Source organism: Arthrobacter sp. TJ-266 (assembly GCF_058269115.1).
In genome coordinates this window covers 289,001-306,062 of sequence record NZ_JBZCNC010000004.1, presented here as the reverse complement: position 1 = coordinate 306,062, position 17,062 = coordinate 289,001, and the positions used below count along the sequence as shown (strand labels likewise).

Annotated in this window: 20 protein-coding genes; 4 read left to right on the top strand and 16 right to left on the bottom strand. The window is 71.1% G+C overall.

Annotated elements, in window-relative coordinates; all coding sequences use genetic code 11:
• Positions 1 to 42: 42 nt before the first annotated feature.
• The 9 genes from AC4D12_RS13105 to AC4D12_RS13065 all read right to left on the bottom strand — a co-directional run bounded on the left by AC4D12_RS13105 (position 43) and on the right by AC4D12_RS13065 (position 7,852).
• Positions 43 to 1,260 (bottom strand): glycerate kinase, encoded by a 1,218-nt coding sequence (locus AC4D12_RS13105; protein ID WP_490950374.1) that lies wholly within the window; start codon positions 1,258 to 1,260, stop codon positions 43 to 45.
• Positions 1,261 to 1,334: 74 nt separating this feature from the next.
• A complete protein-coding gene (locus tag AC4D12_RS13100) occupies positions 1,335 to 2,861 on the bottom strand; it encodes an SLC13 family permease (protein ID WP_490950373.1) in 1,527 nt (508 codons plus the stop codon).
• Entirely contained in the window at positions 2,858 to 3,202 is a 345-nt protein-coding gene (locus AC4D12_RS13095; RefSeq protein WP_490950372.1) for a response regulator transcription factor, read from the bottom strand. The genes AC4D12_RS13100 and AC4D12_RS13095 overlap by 4 nt, the downstream gene beginning before the upstream one ends.
• A complete protein-coding gene (locus AC4D12_RS13090) occupies positions 3,199 to 4,965 on the bottom strand; it encodes a sensor histidine kinase (protein WP_490950371.1) in 1,767 nt (588 codons plus the stop codon). The genes AC4D12_RS13095 and AC4D12_RS13090 overlap by 4 nt, the downstream gene beginning before the upstream one ends.
• 216 nt (positions 4,966 to 5,181) lie before the next feature.
• On the bottom strand, positions 5,182 to 5,439 hold the full coding sequence (locus AC4D12_RS13085; RefSeq protein ID WP_490950370.1) for a hypothetical protein: 258 nt from the start codon (positions 5,437 to 5,439) through the stop codon (positions 5,182 to 5,184).
• Positions 5,440 to 5,575: 136 nt separating this feature from the next.
• Positions 5,576 to 6,211: a DUF3060 domain-containing protein gene (locus tag AC4D12_RS13080; RefSeq protein ID WP_490950369.1), complete on the bottom strand. Its 636-nt coding sequence runs from the start codon at positions 6,209 to 6,211 to the stop codon at positions 5,576 to 5,578.
• A gap of 111 nt (positions 6,212 to 6,322) precedes the next feature.
• On the bottom strand, positions 6,323 to 6,739 hold the full coding sequence (locus AC4D12_RS13075) for a VOC family protein (RefSeq protein WP_490950368.1): 417 nt from the start codon (positions 6,737 to 6,739) through the stop codon (positions 6,323 to 6,325).
• 58 nt (positions 6,740 to 6,797) lie between these two features.
• On the bottom strand, positions 6,798 to 7,574 hold the full coding sequence (locus AC4D12_RS13070; RefSeq protein WP_490950367.1) for a sigma factor-like helix-turn-helix DNA-binding protein: 777 nt from the start codon (positions 7,572 to 7,574) through the stop codon (positions 6,798 to 6,800).
• Positions 7,571 to 7,852, bottom strand: coding sequence for a hypothetical protein (locus tag AC4D12_RS13065; RefSeq protein WP_490950366.1), 282 nt, complete (start codon positions 7,850 to 7,852; stop codon positions 7,571 to 7,573). Before AC4D12_RS13065 ends, AC4D12_RS13070 begins: the two co-directional genes overlap by 4 nt.
• Before the next feature lie 394 nt (positions 7,853 to 8,246).
• On the opposite strand from AC4D12_RS13065, the gene AC4D12_RS13060 reads away from it, so the two are divergent.
• Positions 8,247 to 9,161, top strand: a complete 915-nt coding sequence (locus AC4D12_RS13060) for an alpha/beta hydrolase family protein (protein WP_490950365.1) — start codon at positions 8,247 to 8,249, stop codon at positions 9,159 to 9,161.
• 143 nt (positions 9,162 to 9,304) lie between these two features.
• On the opposite strand, the gene AC4D12_RS13055 is transcribed toward AC4D12_RS13060, so the two are convergent.
• Positions 9,305 to 10,321 (bottom strand): hypothetical protein, encoded by a 1,017-nt coding sequence (locus tag AC4D12_RS13055; RefSeq protein WP_490950364.1) that lies wholly within the window; start codon positions 10,319 to 10,321, stop codon positions 9,305 to 9,307.
• Positions 10,318 to 11,061: a DUF429 domain-containing protein gene (locus AC4D12_RS13050; RefSeq protein WP_490950363.1), complete on the bottom strand. Its 744-nt coding sequence runs from the start codon at positions 11,059 to 11,061 to the stop codon at positions 10,318 to 10,320. The genes AC4D12_RS13055 and AC4D12_RS13050 overlap by 4 nt, the downstream gene beginning before the upstream one ends.
• A gap of 112 nt (positions 11,062 to 11,173) precedes the next feature.
• Between AC4D12_RS13050 and AC4D12_RS13045 the strand changes: the two genes are divergently transcribed.
• Positions 11,174 to 11,920, top strand: a complete 747-nt coding sequence (locus AC4D12_RS13045) for a hemerythrin domain-containing protein (protein ID WP_490950362.1) — start codon at positions 11,174 to 11,176, stop codon at positions 11,918 to 11,920.
• Between the two features lie 120 nt (positions 11,921 to 12,040).
• A complete protein-coding gene (locus tag AC4D12_RS13040) occupies positions 12,041 to 12,196 on the top strand; it encodes a hypothetical protein (protein WP_490950361.1) in 156 nt (51 codons plus the stop codon).
• Between the two features lie 110 nt (positions 12,197 to 12,306).
• Here the strand turns inward: AC4D12_RS13040 and AC4D12_RS13035 are convergent, their stop codons facing one another.
• A complete protein-coding gene (locus AC4D12_RS13035; RefSeq protein WP_490950360.1) occupies positions 12,307 to 12,438 on the bottom strand; it encodes a hypothetical protein in 132 nt (43 codons plus the stop codon).
• 45 nt (positions 12,439 to 12,483) lie between these two features.
• On the bottom strand, positions 12,484 to 12,942 hold the full coding sequence (locus AC4D12_RS13030) for a hypothetical protein (protein WP_490950359.1): 459 nt from the start codon (positions 12,940 to 12,942) through the stop codon (positions 12,484 to 12,486).
• A 68-nt stretch (positions 12,943 to 13,010) separates the two neighbouring features.
• Here AC4D12_RS13030 and AC4D12_RS13025 point away from each other — a divergent pair, with 68 nt between their 5' ends.
• Positions 13,011 to 13,823, top strand: a complete 813-nt coding sequence (locus tag AC4D12_RS13025; RefSeq protein ID WP_490950358.1) for an SDR family oxidoreductase — start codon at positions 13,011 to 13,013, stop codon at positions 13,821 to 13,823.
• Between the two features lie 21 nt (positions 13,824 to 13,844).
• Here the strand turns inward: AC4D12_RS13025 and AC4D12_RS13020 are convergent, their stop codons facing one another.
• Genes AC4D12_RS13020 through AC4D12_RS13010 form a run of 3 tightly spaced genes read right to left on the bottom strand, consistent with a single transcriptional unit; the run spans position 13,845 to position 17,005 of the window.
• Positions 13,845 to 14,699, bottom strand: coding sequence for a carbohydrate ABC transporter permease (locus AC4D12_RS13020; RefSeq protein ID WP_490950357.1), 855 nt, complete (start codon positions 14,697 to 14,699; stop codon positions 13,845 to 13,847).
• Positions 14,700 to 15,692 (bottom strand): carbohydrate ABC transporter permease, encoded by a 993-nt coding sequence (locus AC4D12_RS13015; protein WP_490950356.1) that lies wholly within the window; start codon positions 15,690 to 15,692, stop codon positions 14,700 to 14,702.
• Positions 15,692 to 17,005 carry an ABC transporter substrate-binding protein gene (locus tag AC4D12_RS13010; protein ID WP_490950355.1) on the bottom strand — a complete coding sequence of 438 codons (1,314 nt, stop codon included), beginning with the start codon at positions 17,003 to 17,005 and terminating at the stop codon, positions 15,692 to 15,694. The genes AC4D12_RS13015 and AC4D12_RS13010 overlap by 1 nt, the downstream gene beginning before the upstream one ends.
• Positions 17,006 to 17,062 lie beyond the last annotated feature (57 nt).

The window sequence follows — 17,062 nt, the reverse complement described above, 5'->3', positions numbered from 1 at the left end:
CCTGCCGCCTGCACGCCCTTCGACGCCTCTGGGTGTGACAGCTCAGAGCACCGGCGCCTCACGACGCTTCGCATCCACGGAGGACGACACCGCGGCGCCGAGCAGCAGCAGCCGCATGGTGCGCTCCGTCGCCTCGATCAGCAGCTGCTCGCCGTTCGCCACCGCGTCCTCGAGGTTCATCGGGATGGTCATGATCGAGGCGATCGCGTCGATCCCGATGTCATGCACGTCCGGGGCACCCTTGCCGAGCGATCCCGCGAGCGCCAGCACCGGTACCCCGGCCAGCTGCGCCCGGTGCGCGACGACGGCGGGCACCTTGCCGTTCGGCGTCTGGAAGTCGATGGCTCCCTCGGCGGTGATCACGAGATCGGCCTTCTGCATGAGGGCATCGAGGTCCATCCCCGCGAGTCCGCTGTCGATCAGCGCCTCGAACCGGGGGACGAGGCTCGCGCCGACGGCGGCGAGACCCGCGCCGAGACCACCGGAGGCGCCGGTCCCCGGCCCGGTCCGGTAGTCGACGCCGGCGCCCACGCCGTCGCGCTCCAGCACCCGCGCCCACTGGCGCATGGCCTTCGCGAGTTCCTCGACCTGCTTCGGTGAGGCGCCCTTCTGGGGCCCGAAGACGCGCGCCACCCCCTTCTTCCCGCAGAGCACGTTGTGCTGGTTGCACGCGAGCACGATCGTCGCCTCCCGCACGCCGGGGTGGAGGCCGGAGAGGTCCAGCTGTTCGGCCCGGATGAGTGCGGACCCACCGAAGGGCAGCTCGCGTCCCTTGCCGTCGAGCACCTTCGCGCCGAGCGCCTGGAGCGCGCCCGCACCGCCGTCGCTCGTGCCCGAATCGCCGCATCCCACCACGATGGTGCGGATGCCCTCGTCGAGTGCCGCCCGGATGAGTTCGCCCACGCCGTAGGTGGTGGTGGCGCCCGGGTCGCGGAGCGTGCGCGGTACGAGCCGGAGGCCCGCGGCGGCGGCCATCTCCACGACCGCGGTACCGGTCGCGGCACCGCCGAGGCGCGCGAAGTGGGACTCGACGGGGGTACCCACCGGCCCGGTCACGTTGACGGGGACGAGCACGCCTCCCGTCGCGGCAGCGAGCGTGGCGGCGGTGCCCTCACCGCCGTCGGCGATCGGGACGGCCGTGATCTGCACCCCCGGCAGCACGCGGCGGACCCCCGCGGCGATGGATCGGGCCACGGTCTCCGCGTCGAGGGACTCCTTGAAACCGCTGGGTGCGATCAGGATGCGCTGGGGGACTGCCATGGTGGTTCTCCTCGGTCGGTGTCGGTCGGTGTTCGGCGATGTTGATGGGGGTCGGGTGGTCGTCAGGACGGCGGTCAGGGGAAGAGCGGGAGGCCGAGCAGCGGCCACACCAGGAAGCTGAAGGCGAGCACGAGGATCAGGTTGACGGGCGCGAGGACGGTCGAGAGCCGCAGCAGGTCCTTCGGCGAGTACGTCTCCACACCGTCCACGGCGGCGAACATCGCGACCGGCTTGGCCGAGCTGGGCAGCGTATGGCAGAAGCCGGCGGCGGCGGTCGAGGAGAACGCCGCGGCCATGGGGTCCACACCCACGGCGGGGGCGAGGGCGATCACGAGGGGGATGAGCACCGCGGACCTCGCCGACCTGCTCTGGATGACGAGGTGGGCGAGGGTGGACAGCACCACCACGAGCACCACGAACAGCGGCGCGGCAGCGGCACCGAGCGCCCGGATGGGTTCGAGAACCCCGCCTGCGAGCCACGTGGCGGCGCCGGTGGAGACGAGGGCGTTGCCGAGGGCCAGCGTGGCCGCCATGAACAGCAGCAGCGACCACGGGACCGACTTCAGCCCCTTCGCGAGGTCGACGGAGCCGTAGGCCGGTGATGCGGCGATGAGCGCCCCGATCAGCGCCACGAGCGCGGGGTGCAGCCCGTGGAGGGGTTCGGTGCACCACAGCACGACGACGGCCCCGAGCAGGAGCGCGGCCCGCGACTCGGCGACGGTGAGCGGCCCCGTGACGGGTGTGGCGGAGTGCTCCTCGAGATCGGCCGTGCTGATGCTCAGGCGCTCCCGGCGTTCCGCGCCCGTCGTGAACAGGTGCAGCACCAGTTCGGCGCAGCTGTGCGACGCCACGAGGGCGAGGGGCAGGCCGAGGAGCAGCCAGGTGGCGAAGTCGAAGCCGCTGCCGGTGGCCGTCTCGAGGATCTGGCTCGTGATGAGGTGCGCCCCGGCTCCGAGGAACGAGCCCACGGCCGAGAGGAGGATCACCGACGGGAAGAGGATGGCCAGCGCCCGCACCAGGGCGGTGCGGCCGGGCAGCGCCTGCCGGAGGGCGAGGAACACCGGGAGGGCGAGGGCCGCGCGGCCCGACGTCGAGGGCACCGCGAACGCGGTGACCACGAGCGCCAGGGTGGTGAGGTGCGCGAGCTGCCGGGGGGTGGAGGCGCCCGTGATGATGAACGCGGCACCACGGGTGGCGAGTCCGGACGCTCGCACTCCTGCGGCGATCACGAAGGCCGCCAGCAGGAGCCAGACCGTCTCCTCGCCGAGCGTGGAGAACAGCGCACCGGCGTCCATGGTCCCGGTGAGCACCAGGACCGTGGCCGCGCCGAGGGCCACGTAGGTGTCGTCGATCGAGGTGAAGATCCACAGCCAGACGGCCAGGACGAAGACCATCAGGGTGACGGCACCCTGTGGCGTCAGTCCCGAGTCGGGCTGCTGCGCGGCCAGGATGATGCCCACCGCGAGGGCGAGCCCGGCGGCGGCCCCGACCGCCCGCACGACAGCCGGTCGGCCGGCTCCCGGCAGCTTCGCCTCCGGGCGGCGGTCCGGTGTGCCGCCGGTGCGCAGCGGGGGAGTGGTGGAGTGCTCGACGACGCTCATGGCAGCCGCACCAGGGCCAGCAGGTCGGTGATGAGGAACGGCGTGGTGAGGTGCCGGATGGAGCCGGCTCCGTGCTCGTTCCCGCCCTCAGCGTCACCACGCGTCAGCACGATCGCGGGAGTCGTCACGCCCTCGCTGCGGATCTGCGCGAGGACCTCGGGGCCGGCGAGGAGCGGCAGGTCGGCTCCGAGGATGAGGCGGTCGAACCCGGAGGCCCGTGCCAGGAACAGCGCCGTCTCGCCGTCGTCGGCCTGCTCGGTCCTGTACCCGGCATCCTCGAGGGCCGCGGAGAGCCGGGAGGCGAGGGCGGCGTTCCCCTCGGCAATCAGGATGCGGCTCATGGTGTCTCCTTCAGGGTGTCCCGCAGGGGCTGGTCGGACGGGTGGTAATCGGGGCGGGGCTGCTGGATCGGGAGCTGGGCCGTCACCGGGCGGCTGCCCGACGCAGCGTCCGTACCGGTCCGCGCGGCGACGAGCAGCGGTGGATGCGCGGGTGGCGCCGGCGGTGCGGCCGGACCGCCAGGAGCGGGTGGGGCCGACCACGGCGACGGCGCACCGGTCGCGTCCCCGGAGCGATGCGTCACCGTGTGCGGTGCCGGCAGCAGGAGGCCGAAGGTGGAGCCGTGTCCGGTCTCGCTGCGGACCCAGGCCGAACCGCCGTGGGCGTCGGCGATGGCGCGCACGATCGAGAGTCCGAGGCCCGCGCCGCCGCGCTGACCGCCCTGGGCCAACCGGTCGGCAGGCAGCGCGCCCGCGGTGCCGAGCTGGAATCGTTCGAAGATCACGCCCGCTTCCTCCTCGGTGACGCCGGGGCCCGTGTCCTCGATCCACAGCCGCAGCTGACGTGCCGCACCGCGGCCCTCGAAGGCCGAACCGAGCCGCACCGCCGAACCCTGGGGTGAGTACTGCACCGCGTTCGCGCCGAGCTGCAGCATCGCCTGGGTGACCCGCTGCCGGTCGAGGGGCGCAACGCCCTCGGCAACCTCCATCAGTAGCCACCGGCGGTCCCCGAGCGCCTGCATCTTCGCGTCGAGATCGAGCATGAGGTGCGCCACGTCCACGGGTTCCTGCCGCACGAAGTCGGCGCGCTCCGCCTTCACGAGCAGCAGGAGGTCCGAGACGATCCGGGCCATCCGCGACAGTTCGTCGTCCACGAGGGCGAGGGTCGCCCTCCGGCTCGCGGGCTCGTCGTCGATGAGTTCGAGGTGCCCGCGGATGACCGTGATGGGCGTCCGCAGCTCGTGGCTGGCGTCGTCGATGAACCGTCGCTGGGTCACGTAGGCCTGCTCGAGGCGGTCGAGCATGTCGTTGAAGGTGGTGGCGAGCGCTGCGACGTCGTCGCGCCCCTGGACGGGGACGCGCAGCGTGAGGTCGGACTCGGTGATCTCGGCCGCGACCCGCCGGACGTCCCGGATGGGGCGGAGGATCTGCCCGGCCACCAGCCAGGCGATGCCGGCCGTGAAGAGCAGGCCGCCGAGGGCCACGAAGAAGATCACGGTGACGGTCTCCTGCACCTCGGCGTAGCCCACCCGGGTGAAGTTGGCGATGACGAGCGACCCGTCCTCCGAGCCGGCCTGCACATCCACCTTCCCCCAGCGCATCATGCCCGCCGGGGTCTCGAGTACGCCGGACGCCGCCGGGTCCTGCCGCAGCTCCTGCAGGAGGGCGGCATCGTCCGTGAGCCGGTAGCCGCCGTCGTCCACCGTTCCCGCGTAGGAGCCGAGGTAGAGCACCTCGTCACCGGTGAGTCCGAGGATCACTTCCGAGGACGAGGAGTTCTGGCGCGACAGATAGCGCTCCAGCAGGGCGCCCACCGACGTGTACTCCTGGGCGGTCTGCGGATCCACGGCCTCGGAGGCGAAGGTCGTGAACTCCTGGACCTCCTGCACCACGTCGTCGTTGGCCTCGCGGTCCACGCCCGCGATCAGCAGTGAACGCACCGTCACCACGAGAGCGAGCAGGGCGAGGGCGGTGGTCAGGATGATCCAGCCGACGATCCGCCAGCGTGCCGAGACGGCGGAGCCGCCGAGCGGCTTCCTGGGGAGGGGCGACGCCGGCATTCCCGTGCCCGGAGCCCGGAGTGCGTCACGTGCATCGGCGGCCATCAGTCGTCACCGTCCGAGCCGTCGTCATCCCCGGTATCGTCCCCGGCGTCATACTCCAGTCCGTCGTCGAGCACCTCACGCTCCACGAGCCCGGGGGCCGGGACGGGAGCGGGAGCGGGTGCGGGGGCAGGAGCGGGAGCTGGTGCCGGAGCAGGTGCGGGTGCGGGTGCGGGTGCGGGTGCCGGTTCGGCGTCCGTCGGCGCTGGGCTCGGAGTGCTAGGAGCGGGCGACGCTGCGGGCGGCGTGCCCGGTCCGGTTCCCTGCAGTGTCGTCGCCTGCGGCGCCGTTCCCGGTGCTGCGTTCGGCGGTGCCGCCGTCGTCCGCGGCGCCGGCGGGCGCGAGGTCGACGACGACCGTCTGCGGTTCCACCGGCGGGACGTCGGCCGGCGTCGCCAGGGACTGGCTCGCCACCGCGAGGAGTGCGGGGACAGCGAGCAGACCGGTGGCTGCGAGGATGCGGGGCATGAGGGCCATGACGGACTCCTGGGGCACGAGGGAGGAAGCGGTGGGGGTGTGGCGGGGACGCGCGAGCACGCGCGCCGTGGTGCAGCGAGCACCTGGATCGCGGCGCGCAGTGAGCTGGTGCGGGGGAGGAGCGGGCGGACCGGGATCAGCCGCGGGTCACCGTGTTCGAGCCGTCGCCGTCGTCCTGGATCCGCGGCTCACCCTCGGCGTAGGTCACGGTGTTGGTGGATCCGTCGATGTCCACCTCGTCGGTGGACCGCACGGTGACGGTGGTGGCATCCCCATCAAGGTCCACCGCGCGGACGGCCGCACCGGTGAGGGTGTTGGAATCGCCGTCCACGGAGAACTCGTCGGCGTCGCCGGCCGTGACGGTGTTCGCGTCGCCGTCCACCTCGATGTCCTCGCAGGGGCCGGTGACGGTCAGGGTCACGTTGTCGGCGTCGATGCTCACGTCACCACCGCCGTCACAGGTGAGGGTCACGGAGGAGCCCGACGCGTCGATCGAGTAGTCGTCACCGGCGCCGATGACGACGGCGCCGCCTGCGTTCCCGGCGGCCTGTCCGGGCGCGCCGGGGGTGGAGCCGGGCGTCGCGGATGATGCGGCGGTCGGAGCGGCCGACGACGGCGCGGCGGAGGGTGAAGCCGGGGCCGGCGAGGAGGACGGCGTGGCTCCCGAGGTCTGGAGGTCGACATCCTGCGCGGGCGCACTACAGCCCACCACGAGTCCGAGCGTAGCGACGGAGGCGGTCAGGGTGACGAGGGAGCGGGCGGGCAGGCGCATGGGTGCAAGTCCTTCACGATTGATCCAGCAGGGTGTGGATCAACAGTGACGGGCCCATGTGAGCCGAACATGAGGTGCCGATGAAGGCTCTCTCATAATCGGCCGCGGTGGTCAGCCGTTCGGGGCGAAGAGTTCCAGCGCGATGTTGTCGGGATCCCGGAATTCGAGGATGTGCCCGGCGCCGATGTCCTTGACTCCGGCGTGGGTGATCCCGCGGCTCTCGAGCAGGCTCGCGGCGTCGTCGAGCACGGACCTGCTCGCGACCGTGAAGGCGACGTGGTCGAGACCCACGCGGTCCTCGTCGAAGCTGTCCGACGCCACCGGTCGCAGGCCCAGGAGGGTGCCGCCGAGCTGATAAATGACACCGCCGTAGAGGAAACCCAGCTGCTCACGCGTCTGCTCGTCAGCGCCCTCGGGTACCTCGAAAGCCACGGGCAGGCCGAAGAGGGCGTCGTAGAACGCCCGTGAGACGTCGATGTCGGTGACCGTCAAGCGGACGTGGGCGTAGGCCTCGATGGGGATCGTCATGTTCGCAGTGTGACACGCCCCACGGACGTCCTGCGCGCGGAGGGGGAGTGCTCCGCCCTTAGCGAGGATCCTGACGGAGGTGGGTTCCGGAGCCCCGCAGGTTCCCGGCGTCCGCCTCCATGCCCTGACGCAGCCGCGAGAGCGCCGTGCCGACGCGCAGCCGGAACGTGGCCTGATCGACGCCGAGTTCACGCGCCGATTCCGCGTGCGTGCGGCCGCCGAGGTAGCTCAGTTCCAGCGCTTCCGCCTGCTCGGGGGTGAGAAGGGAGATGGCATGCATCGCGGACGCACCGGCGAGCGAGGGGAGCAGCGAGGCCTCGGGCGCCACCGCGGGAGCCGGCCCGGCCGTGCGGATCCTCTCGACCGCGCACCGGTGCGTCAGGTTCAGGAGCCAGTGCTCGGCGCTGTGCCGCGTGCGCTCGTAGGCGTGGGCGCCGGCCCACACGCGGACGTAGACCTCCTCCGTCACGGCCGCGCTCGCGGCCTCGTCGGGGAGCAGCCGGCGCACCAGGGCGTAGACGCTGGCCGCCGTACGGCGGTACAGCTTCTCGAACGCGGCGCGGTCACCGGCCGCCACGCGCTCCAGGAGCCGTGCGAGCGTCGCGGCCTTGCCCATGGCCGCCTTGCCCTTGTTCGAGGACATCTTCGAGGACGCCTTCGAGGTGCCCTTCGAAGGGCTCTTCGTGGCACTCTTCGTCTCACTCTCCGTCGAGCCGTTCACCGCACTCTTCGCCGAGCTCGTGGAGGTGCCCTTCGACGTGCCCTTCTGCTTGCCCGTCGGTGTGCCGTCGGTCGCGCTCGTGTTCTCGGCCGATCCCGTGGTGCCGGCAGTCATCCGAACCAGCCTTCCGGCGCAGCGGGTGCGGCGAGGGAATCCCGCGCCTGCTCACGCAGGAGGTGTAATTCGTCGTCGCATCTGCGGATCTGCCCGACCACCTGCGCGAGCTCGAGGGCGGCGACGTCGCGCTCGGACGCGGTGCGCCGCGGGTCGGAGAAGACATCCGCGCAGTCGCAGCGCAGCACCAGCATGGTGTCCAGCAGGCGGAGCCGCGCCGCCTCGAGGGCATGCAGCCGGTCGTCATGGGGCGCAGGCGTGTTCTTCTCGACGTACATGTGAGACCTCACCGGCCCGAGGAGGCCGGCCCTTCCAGCACAGGACGTGCATCGATGCGTGAGCGGCACGCCGATCAGGGCGCTTCGCCTCAGCGTAGGCATGCACCGCCCCGAAAAGTAGCCCGCCACCCCATCAACCCGCCGTGACCGCACGAAAGTTACGCACCCGACACCTCGGCGGCGAACTTTCTCATGCACGCGAGGGAAAAACCAGACCGGCGAGATTGCTGTTGCCGATGTCGGAGGCGGGTCCTACTCTCACGATGGGATCAGGTTCCACCGGTGTCGCGCCGCCGGCGGACCCACCCGGTCCCACCCACGTTCGGCCCTTGTCCGGGTACCACCCGCGATCCGTCGCGCCCCCGTTCGAACCATCCCCAGAGGAGCCCTCCCCGTGCCATCTTTCCGCCTCACCCGCGCGGCTGCCGTCTCGGCCGCCGTCACCTCGCTCCTGCTCGGCACCGCGCTCAGCGGTTCCGCAGCTCCCGTCTCTGCACCGTCCGCCGTCGCGCCGGCCACGATGGTGGTGGCGAACGTCAACGAGCGTGGGCCCGCGCCCACCCGTGCCAGCATCGAAGCCACCCGCGGCAGCTTCGCCACCGCCACCACCACGGTGTCCTCCTTCGCCGCCCGCACCTTCGGCGGCGGCACCATCTACTACCCCACGACGACGACGGCGGGGAAGTTCGGCGCCGTGGCGATCGCCCCCGGGTACACGGCGTCCCAGTCGAGCATCTCGTGGCTCGGCCCGCGCCTCGCGTCGCAGGGCTTCGTGGTGTTCACCATCGACACCCGCTCGCGCTACGACCAGCCCTCCGAGCGCGGGGACCAGCTCAACGCGGCGCTGACCTACCTGACGCAGTCCAGCACCGTCCGCGACCGGATCGACCCCACCCGCCTGGCCGTCATGGGCCACTCCATGGGCGGCGGCGGCACGCTCGAAGCGGCGAAGGACAACCCGGCGCTGCAGGCCACCATCGGTATGACGCCGTACAACGTGGACAAGAGCTGGCCCGAGGTGACCACCCCGAGCCTGATCATCGGCGCGCAGAACGACAACGTCGCATCCACCAGTCGCCACGCGATCCCGCTCTACAACGGGCTGACGAACCTGTCGCAGAAGGCGTACCTGGAGCTCCGCGGTGCATCGCACTACGCGCCGACCTCGAGCAACACCACCATCGCGTCCTACAGCATCTCGTGGCTGAAGCGCTTCGTGGACGACGACCTGCGGTACTCCCAGTTCCTCTGCCCCGCCCCCGCCACCAGCACCGCGATCTCGGCGTACCAGAGCCCCTGCGGGTTCTGAGCCCCGCCCGGCCGGATCGGACGCCGATGTGGGAGCCTCCGCTCCCGGCCGGACGGGCGCCGGCCCGGCCATCGAGGACGGCGCCCGGCAACCTGTTCCATCCCGAACGCCCCGCAGCCACCGGTCGCGGGGCGTTCGGCCTCTCACCCGGTGAGCTGGTCGAGATCGTCGGACGCCGCGTCCTCCTCGTCCTGGGCCTCCGCCAGTTCGGCGTCCGCCTCGTCCGCCCGCTGAGTGAGGTCGGGCGAGGAGCTCTCGAGATCCGAGAGCGACTTCCGGAGGGCGTCCAGCTGCCGTTCGAGATCCTCGATGGAGGCCTTCACCTCCGTGCGCCGTGCGGCCGCCCGCTCGACCTCCTGGTGCGCTTCGGCCGCCGCGGATTCGGCGGCTTCCCGTGATGCGCGGGCCGCCGCGAGAGCCGCCTCGGCCTGCTTCCGGCGCCGCGCGGCCCTCGCCGCGGACCGGGCGTCGGGCGCGCCGTCGTCCTGTGGGCCGCGGGCCCCGGAGTCGGCCCCGTTACCGGCACCGTCGGCGCCGCCGCTGCTCCCGTCCGCGCTGCTGTCCCCGTCCGAGTCGTCCGACTCGTCCGAGCCGTTCCCCTCGTCCCCCTCGGCTCCGGGCGGAGTGAAGGGACCCCCGACTGCTCCGTCGAGGTCGACGGCGTCCCAGCCACTGGCCTCCAGCGTCCGCACCAGCCGTCCGGTGAGCACCGCCGCAGCGGCACCGGGGTCCGCGAGAGCCGCGCGGAGGGTCTGCTCCACGCCGGGAAGCGCGGCCGGCCCCACCTCGTGCCCGGCTTCCGACGCCGCCGCGAGGGACTCCTGCGCCACGGCGGCGAGGAGCCTCTGACGCTGCTGGCCGAGGGCGTTGAGCTGCGCGCGGTCGAGCCCCTCCTGCGCCTCCCGGAGCGACGCCCCGAGCTCGAGCACCTGTTCCACCTCCGCGCGACGCCGGTCCACGAGCACGTTGACGAGCCACGCCGCGGACGCCGGCTTGGGCAGTCCGCGGAGCGCCGCGGCGAGATCCTTGTCCCCGGAGCGCTTCGCGTCCGCGGCGGCCGCGTTCCGGCCACTGATGAACTGATCGAGGGCCAGCGCGTACAGATCCCTCGCCCTCGCGGTGAGATCGGCGTCGAACGTGGTGTCGTCGGGGCCGCTCACGGCGCGAGGTCCTCGAAGGCGCCCGACGGGAGGGCGATCCAGCCCTCGCGGCGCGCCTGCTCGAGGTGCTCGTCAGGCACCCCGTGCGTCCGGCCGAGAGCGTGCGCGCGGGCGGCGAGGGCTGCGATGACGGCGTCGAAGGCGTCGTCCGAGGCGATCATGAGCTGCTCGTCCGCCTTGGTGAGGACCAACCAGGGCGCGCGGGCGAGGAGGTGGGACAGCAGTGCACGCCGCACCCCGGCGTCGTTCTTGTAGCCGCGCGTGTCGAAATCCCAGCCGCGCAGCGCTGCCGACGGGTACACCTCGACGGCGGTGCCCCCGCCCGAGCGGTCCACCGGCGCCCCGAGGGCGTCGCCCACGAGGTCGAGCAGCACCGCGCAGTGCATCGCGGTCAGGCCCAGCCGGTCCGTGGCGACGCTGAGCGGCCACCTGCCGGTGATCTCGCGGGTGGCGCGATCGGTGACGCGGTAGGAGAGGCGGCGGCGCCAGTCCATCCCCGCATCCTCGGCGGGAGCAACGCGGTCACCCGCGGCGTGGCGGACGAGGAAGGCCACGAAGTCGTCGGGCCACCCGAAGGCGCAGTCGATGCCGAGGCTGCGCACCGACGGCGCAGTCGCGGCGATGCGGGCGTCGGAGGCACCGAGTTCGAGCTCCACCGTGACGGTCGGCTGCGACCAGTCGAGCACCGCGAGGGCCGTGCCCTTCGTCTCGGCTGCGAGGTCCACTCCGGCTGTGAGCACCCCCAATTATAGGCATCGGAGTGTGGCGGGGACAGGGCGGAAAAGGGGTGCCGCGCAGGTGGGCAGCGGGTAGGGATGGAGGCTGCAGCTCGGCGGGCGGCTCAGCGTGCTCGTGCGGCAGAAGCGGGACCACGAGAAGCTCGACGCCCTCGTGCAGCGCCTCCGCGGAAGCTCCCGTGAGGAGCAGGCGGCCACGCTGCTCGCGATCTACCGCCTCGTGTTCCCGCACGCCTTCGCTGAGGAGTCCGTTCTCTGGCCCGTGATGCGCCGCGTCCTCAGCGACGGCGGTGAGCTGACCCTCGCCGTGGAACGCGAACACCAGGAGATCAACGAACTGGTGACGACCCTCGAAGGGCTCGACGACGGCTCGCCGGAACGGGCACAGCTGCTGGGACGGCTCACGGAGGTGCTCGACGACGACGTCCGTGACGAGGAGTACGCCCTGTTCCCCCGCCTGCAGGAGCAGCTGTCACGGTTCGAGCTGCAGGTCCTCGGCGTGCTCTGGGAGCTCGTGCGCCGCATCGCACCCACGCGCGTCCACCCCGTGGTGGCGCGCAGGCCGCCCGGGAACGTCGTCACCGCCCTCCCGCTGTCCGTCCTCGACCGCGCCCGCGACGTCGTCGACACCCTGGTGCTGCGAGCACTGGCGTCGCTCACGCCCTCGCTCCACCGCGGCAGCTCGGCACTGGCCCGTGCAGCGCACGCCGTCGAGCTCCTGCCGATCATGCGCTCCGGCGACGATCCCTCCACACGATCCCTGGCGGGGAAGCCCTCGCTTCCCTGGGGTGCCCTCCTTGTGGGGGCCGCTGCCCTGGGGGTGGCGGCCGTCGCGGTGCTCGGACGGCGGCGCACCGCATGAGACGGGGTGCCCGGCTCCCAAGCCGCGCCGCTGGTGCCGGAGCGGCGTCCGGTGTGTACTGAACAGGTGGGGAGGCAGGAGACCGGAGGCGGCTCCGCCCCGAGAGGACAGGACGTACGCATGGAAGCCCGATGCCCCAGTTGCGGTTCGGCCCTGATCGAGCTGAGTGAGGACCAGTGGCCCGCGGAGGGCCCGGTGCCCCCCGGAACCATCGCCGTCTTCCAGTGCGACCTGAACCACCGCATCGTCGTGGGGGAGACCCAGGTCCAGGCCTAGCGCCGGCCGTGCTCCTCGTGTTCTGCGAGGTCGCCGAGGATCCGCGTGAGTTCGTCCCTCAGCGCCGTGGCCTCCCGGACGGTGAGCTCCAGGCGCTCGCCCTGCTCCACCTAGCCGATGCTCACGTGCGAGGCGCCGTCGCCCCCGGCGGGCGCCGAGACCCCGACGGCGAGTGCCCGGCCACCGCTGTGGGTGACGTCCCCGACGATCATCTCCCCACCGTCGTCCTCTGCGATGGCCATGGTTCCTCCTCCGGTCGGCGGTGTGCGTGCTGCCATGCCAGGCGGTCAGCCCGCCTCCGCGGGGCGAACCGCGAGATTGGGATGCAGGAGCTCGAAGCCCTCGTCGACGAGCGCGTTGCGGTCGATCTCGTCCGGCAGCAGCACCGCCGTGACGCGGCTGTCCCGGATGGTGGCGCCGGTGGCTCCGGCCTCCAGCGCGGCGCACTCCAGGCCCACGCCGATGCCCTCTTCCACGAGCAGGCAGACACCCTCGCTCTCGCCGGCGTCCGCCTCCGTGACCGCGCTGTCCGTGGGGCGCGCCGCGAAGTACTCCACGCCGTCGCGCTCAGCCAGCAGTCGTGTGCTGCCGAGATCGATGCCGTCGAGGTCCGACTGAATGGTGAGGACGTCGCTCTCGGTCTGCTCCTCGTCGAGCAGACCAATTACGGACCCACCCGAGCACCCCGCCAGGCCCAGCACTGCGGCGGCCAGGAGCGCCGCGGATCGGATGGGCAGGCGGTGCATGCGACTCCTCGGCTCGTCGTGGACGTTGCTCCCACCCTACCGAGCAGCACCGACCTAGGCTGGGAGCCATGTACCCACACCAGGCCCTGACGGGGCGCACCTTCGTGGTCACCGGCGTGAGCCGCCGCAAGGGCATCGGCTACGGCGTCGCCTCGCGCCTGGCCCGCATGGGCGCCTCACTCGTCCTCCACCACTACGCACCGCACGACGCCGAGCAGCCCTGGGGGGCCGAGAGCCTCGAGGACGTGCTCGGCGGCATCAGGGAACAGCTCGGCGACGGAGCGCAGCTCGCGAACCTGAGCCTCGACCTGTCACGGCACGACGGCGGGGAGCAGCTCATCTCCGGTGCACGGGACGCGCTGGGACACCTGGACGGACTGATCTGCAACCACGCGAGGAGCGGCGGCGACGGGCCGCTCGACGAGATCGACTGGGAGCACCTCGATGCCCACTGGCAGGTCAACACCCGCTCCACGATCCTCGCCACCAAGCACTTCGCCGAGCAGCACGACGGCCGGGAGGGCGGCCGCGTGATCTGGATGACGTCCGGTCAGCATTCCGGGCCGATGCCCCACGAGATCGCCTACGCGGCGTCGAAGGCCGCGCTCGCGGGCCTCACGGCGTCCGTGGCCGACCACCTGGTGGATCGGCGCATCCTCCTGAACACGGTGAATCCCGGGCCCGTCAACACCGGGTACCTCGACGAGGACACGCGCGACCGCCCGTCCGAGGTGTTGAAGGCCGTGCTCGAGCACTTCCCGGGCGGGCGCTTCGGCGAGCCGGACGATCCCGCGCGCCTGATCGCCTGGTTGGTGAGCGACGAGGGCCGATGGATGGTGGGTCAGGTGCTCAGCACGGAGGGCGGATTCCGCCGGTGGTGACCGGCTCGTCGTGGTTCCGGCTCAGCGGATACCGCTGCGCGCTAGCCCCTGCACGAAGTACTTCTGGAACGCCAGGAACATGATGACGATCGGCGTGATCGAGATGAGCGCCAGGGCCATGATGGCGCCGTAGTCCGCGCCGTACTGGCCCTGCAGGTACAGCAGCCCGATGGGCAGCGTGAAGAGCTGGGCGTCCTTGAGCGCGATCAGGGGCCAGGCGAAGTCGTTCCACTGGTACATGACGGTGAGCAGAACCAGCACGGCGATGAGCGGCTTGCAGAGCGGCAGGACGATCTGGAGGAAGATGCGAATGGTGCCGGCGCCGTCCATCTTCGCCGCCTCCATCAGCTCGTTCGGGATGGCGATGATGAACTGGCGGGCCAGGAAGATCCCGAACGCCGAGGCCGCCGAGGGGAAGATCACCGCCCAGAACGTCCCGTAGATGCCGAGCTCGGTCACGAGCCGGAACTGCGCCACCATGAGCACCTGCACGGGCACCATCATGGTGCTGAGCACCAGCAGGAAGACGAAGCCCTTGCCCCGGAAGTCGAGCTTGGCGAAGGCGTAGCCCGCCAGCAGGTTCACCGTCACGGTGAGGGCCGTGACGATCGCCGTGATGACCACGGAGTTCCCGAACCAGGTCAGGGTGGGGAAGGTGTCTAAAATGGTGCGGAAGTTGTCGAGCGTCCACTGCGACGGCCAGATGCGCAGCTCCCGACTCACCACGTCGGAGCTCGGCGAGAACGCGATGGTGATCATCCAGTAGAGCGGGAACATCATGACCAGCCCCACGACGACGGCGATCACCACGCGGAGGATCGACGAGGTGCGCTGGGCGGGGGAGACCTTCTTCACGCGCGGCACGAAAGTTGTCACCTAACCCACCTCGTCCCTCGAGCGATTGCCCTTCCACTGAACGGCCGTGAAGACCAGCGTGATCAGGAAGATCACGATGCCGATGGCTGCCGCGTAGCTCTGGTCGCGCGTCACGAAGCCGTTCTCGTAGGCGTAGGTGACAAGCACGGATGTGGACCTTCCGGGACCGCCGCCGGTCATCACGAAGATGGTGTCGAACACCTGGAACGAGTAGATGACGTCCATGATCAGCAGGAAGAAGGTGGACGGTCCCACGAGCGGCACCGTGAGATACCGGAACTGCTGCCACGAACTCGCCCCCTCCAGCCGTGCGGCCTCGTACAGCTCGGGCGAGATGCTCTGGAGCCCGGCCAGGTAGATGACCATGTTGAAGCCCACGCGGATCCAGAGGGTCACGAGGATGATCGACGCGAAGGCCGCCGAGCCCTGTGACTGCCAGGGGATGGTGGCGAGGCCGCCCTCCCTCAGGAGCTTGTTGATGATGCCCGTCGCCTCGTCGAAGAGCAACACGCCCATGAGGGCGGTCGCGATGCCGGAGATGACCATGGGCAGGTAGATCAGCGTCCGGAACAGCCGGCGGCCGGGCAGCACGGAGTTCATCAGCACGGCGAGCCCGAGCCCGAGGGCCAGGCTCAGCGGCACGGTGATGAGGGTGAAGACGGCCGTGTTGAGGGCGGACTGCCAGAACGTGGGGTCCGTGAGCAGGCGCTGGTAGTTCTCCAAGCCCACCCAGCCGCTGGCGCCGAAGCCGTTGGACTCCTGGAAACTGATGAGGAACGCCCACCCCAGCGGCAGGAAGAGGAAGATCCCGAGCAGGATCAGGTTGGGACCGAGGAAGCCCGCGGCAGCGCCGGTGGAGCGGTGCTGCCGCGAGGGGCGGCCGGTCGCCGCCAGGTAGGTGGTCGCCGGGACGGCCGGCGGTAGCGTGCCGGTCGCCGTGCCACCGGCGCCGCCGTCGGTCGACTCCTCGCGGGCCGAGGTGTCGGCGGACATCAGCCGGCTGCCTCGTTGACGGCCGCGGCGATGTTGGCGAGCGTCTGCTCGACCGGCTGGCCCTGCGTGAAGGCGAGCTCGAGCTCGTCACGCAGGGTCGGGTTGATGGTGGCCATGGCCGGCGAGGTGAGCTGCTGCACGTCGCTCGGCTCCAGCGTGGTGGCCTGCTCCACGAAGATGCCCGCGATGTCCGGGCGCGTCTGGTAGTCCAGCTCGGTGCCCACAAGGCTGTTCAGCGTGGGCAGCTCCATGGCCCGGGCACAGAAGTCGGACATCTGCTCCGGCTGTGTCATGAACTTCAGGAATTGCGCCGCCAGCTCCGGGTTCCGGGCGTTCTTGGTGGCCACGAGCGCGTTGCCGCCGAGGTCGCAGGCGCCGCGCTCGTCCCGGGGGAGGTAGGTGGCGCCCCACTCGAAGTCGGTGATGTTCTCGTCGAGCGCCGGGAGTACGAAGTTCCCTACGAAGGCCATCGCCGTGGTGCCGGCCGAGAAGGCGTCGTCCGCGTAGGTCGAGGACTTCACCGAACTGCTCGGGGGCACGAGGTTGTCGGTGAAGAACCCCTGTGTGAACTCGAGGGCCTTGATCCCGGCGTCGGACTCGATGGCCGAGCCGGTGAGGGCGTCGTCGAACAGGCGGCCACCGGCCTGGAACAGCCAGCTCAGCCAGCGCGTGGAGCCGCCGAGCTGCCAGTTGTAGACGAAGGGGAAGAGATCATCGGGGAGCTCTCCGCGGAGCTGCTCGGCGACCTGGCGGAACTCGTCCCAGGTCCACGCGGAGTCGAGGCTCGTCGGGACACTCGTGATGCCGGCCTGCTCGAAGAGATCGGTGCGGTAGACGAGGGCGGAGGTGTCGGTCTGGTGGGGGACACCGAAGGGCTTGCCGTCGAACTGCACGGCCTGCCACATGGCGGGGAGGAAGGCCTCCGCCTCCGCGGTGTCGAAGTAGCTGGTGAGGTCGAGCAGCTGGTCCTGGCTGCTGTAGGCGCCGATGGTGCCGTAGTCCACGCGGAACAGGTCCGGGGCCGTGCCCGCCTGCAGCTGGGCGTCGATGTTCGTGAAGATCTGCTCGTACGGCACGAGATTCAGCTCCACGGTGACGCCGGAGTTGGCGGCCTGGAAGGCCTCGATGCCGCGGCGGAAGCCCTCCTCCTCGGCAGGACTGCCCCAGGTGGTGAACGTGAGGGTGTTCTCCCCGCCCTCCTCGCCGCCGCCGCTGGTCCCTCCGCCACCGGAGAAACCTGCGCAGCCGTTGAGCGCCGCTGCTGCCGCGAGGAAACCTGCTCCGCCGAGGATCTGCCGTCTGGAAATGGTCATCGTCGTACCTTCCGGGTCAGTTTTCTACACAACGTACAACACGAGTCCCACAATGTG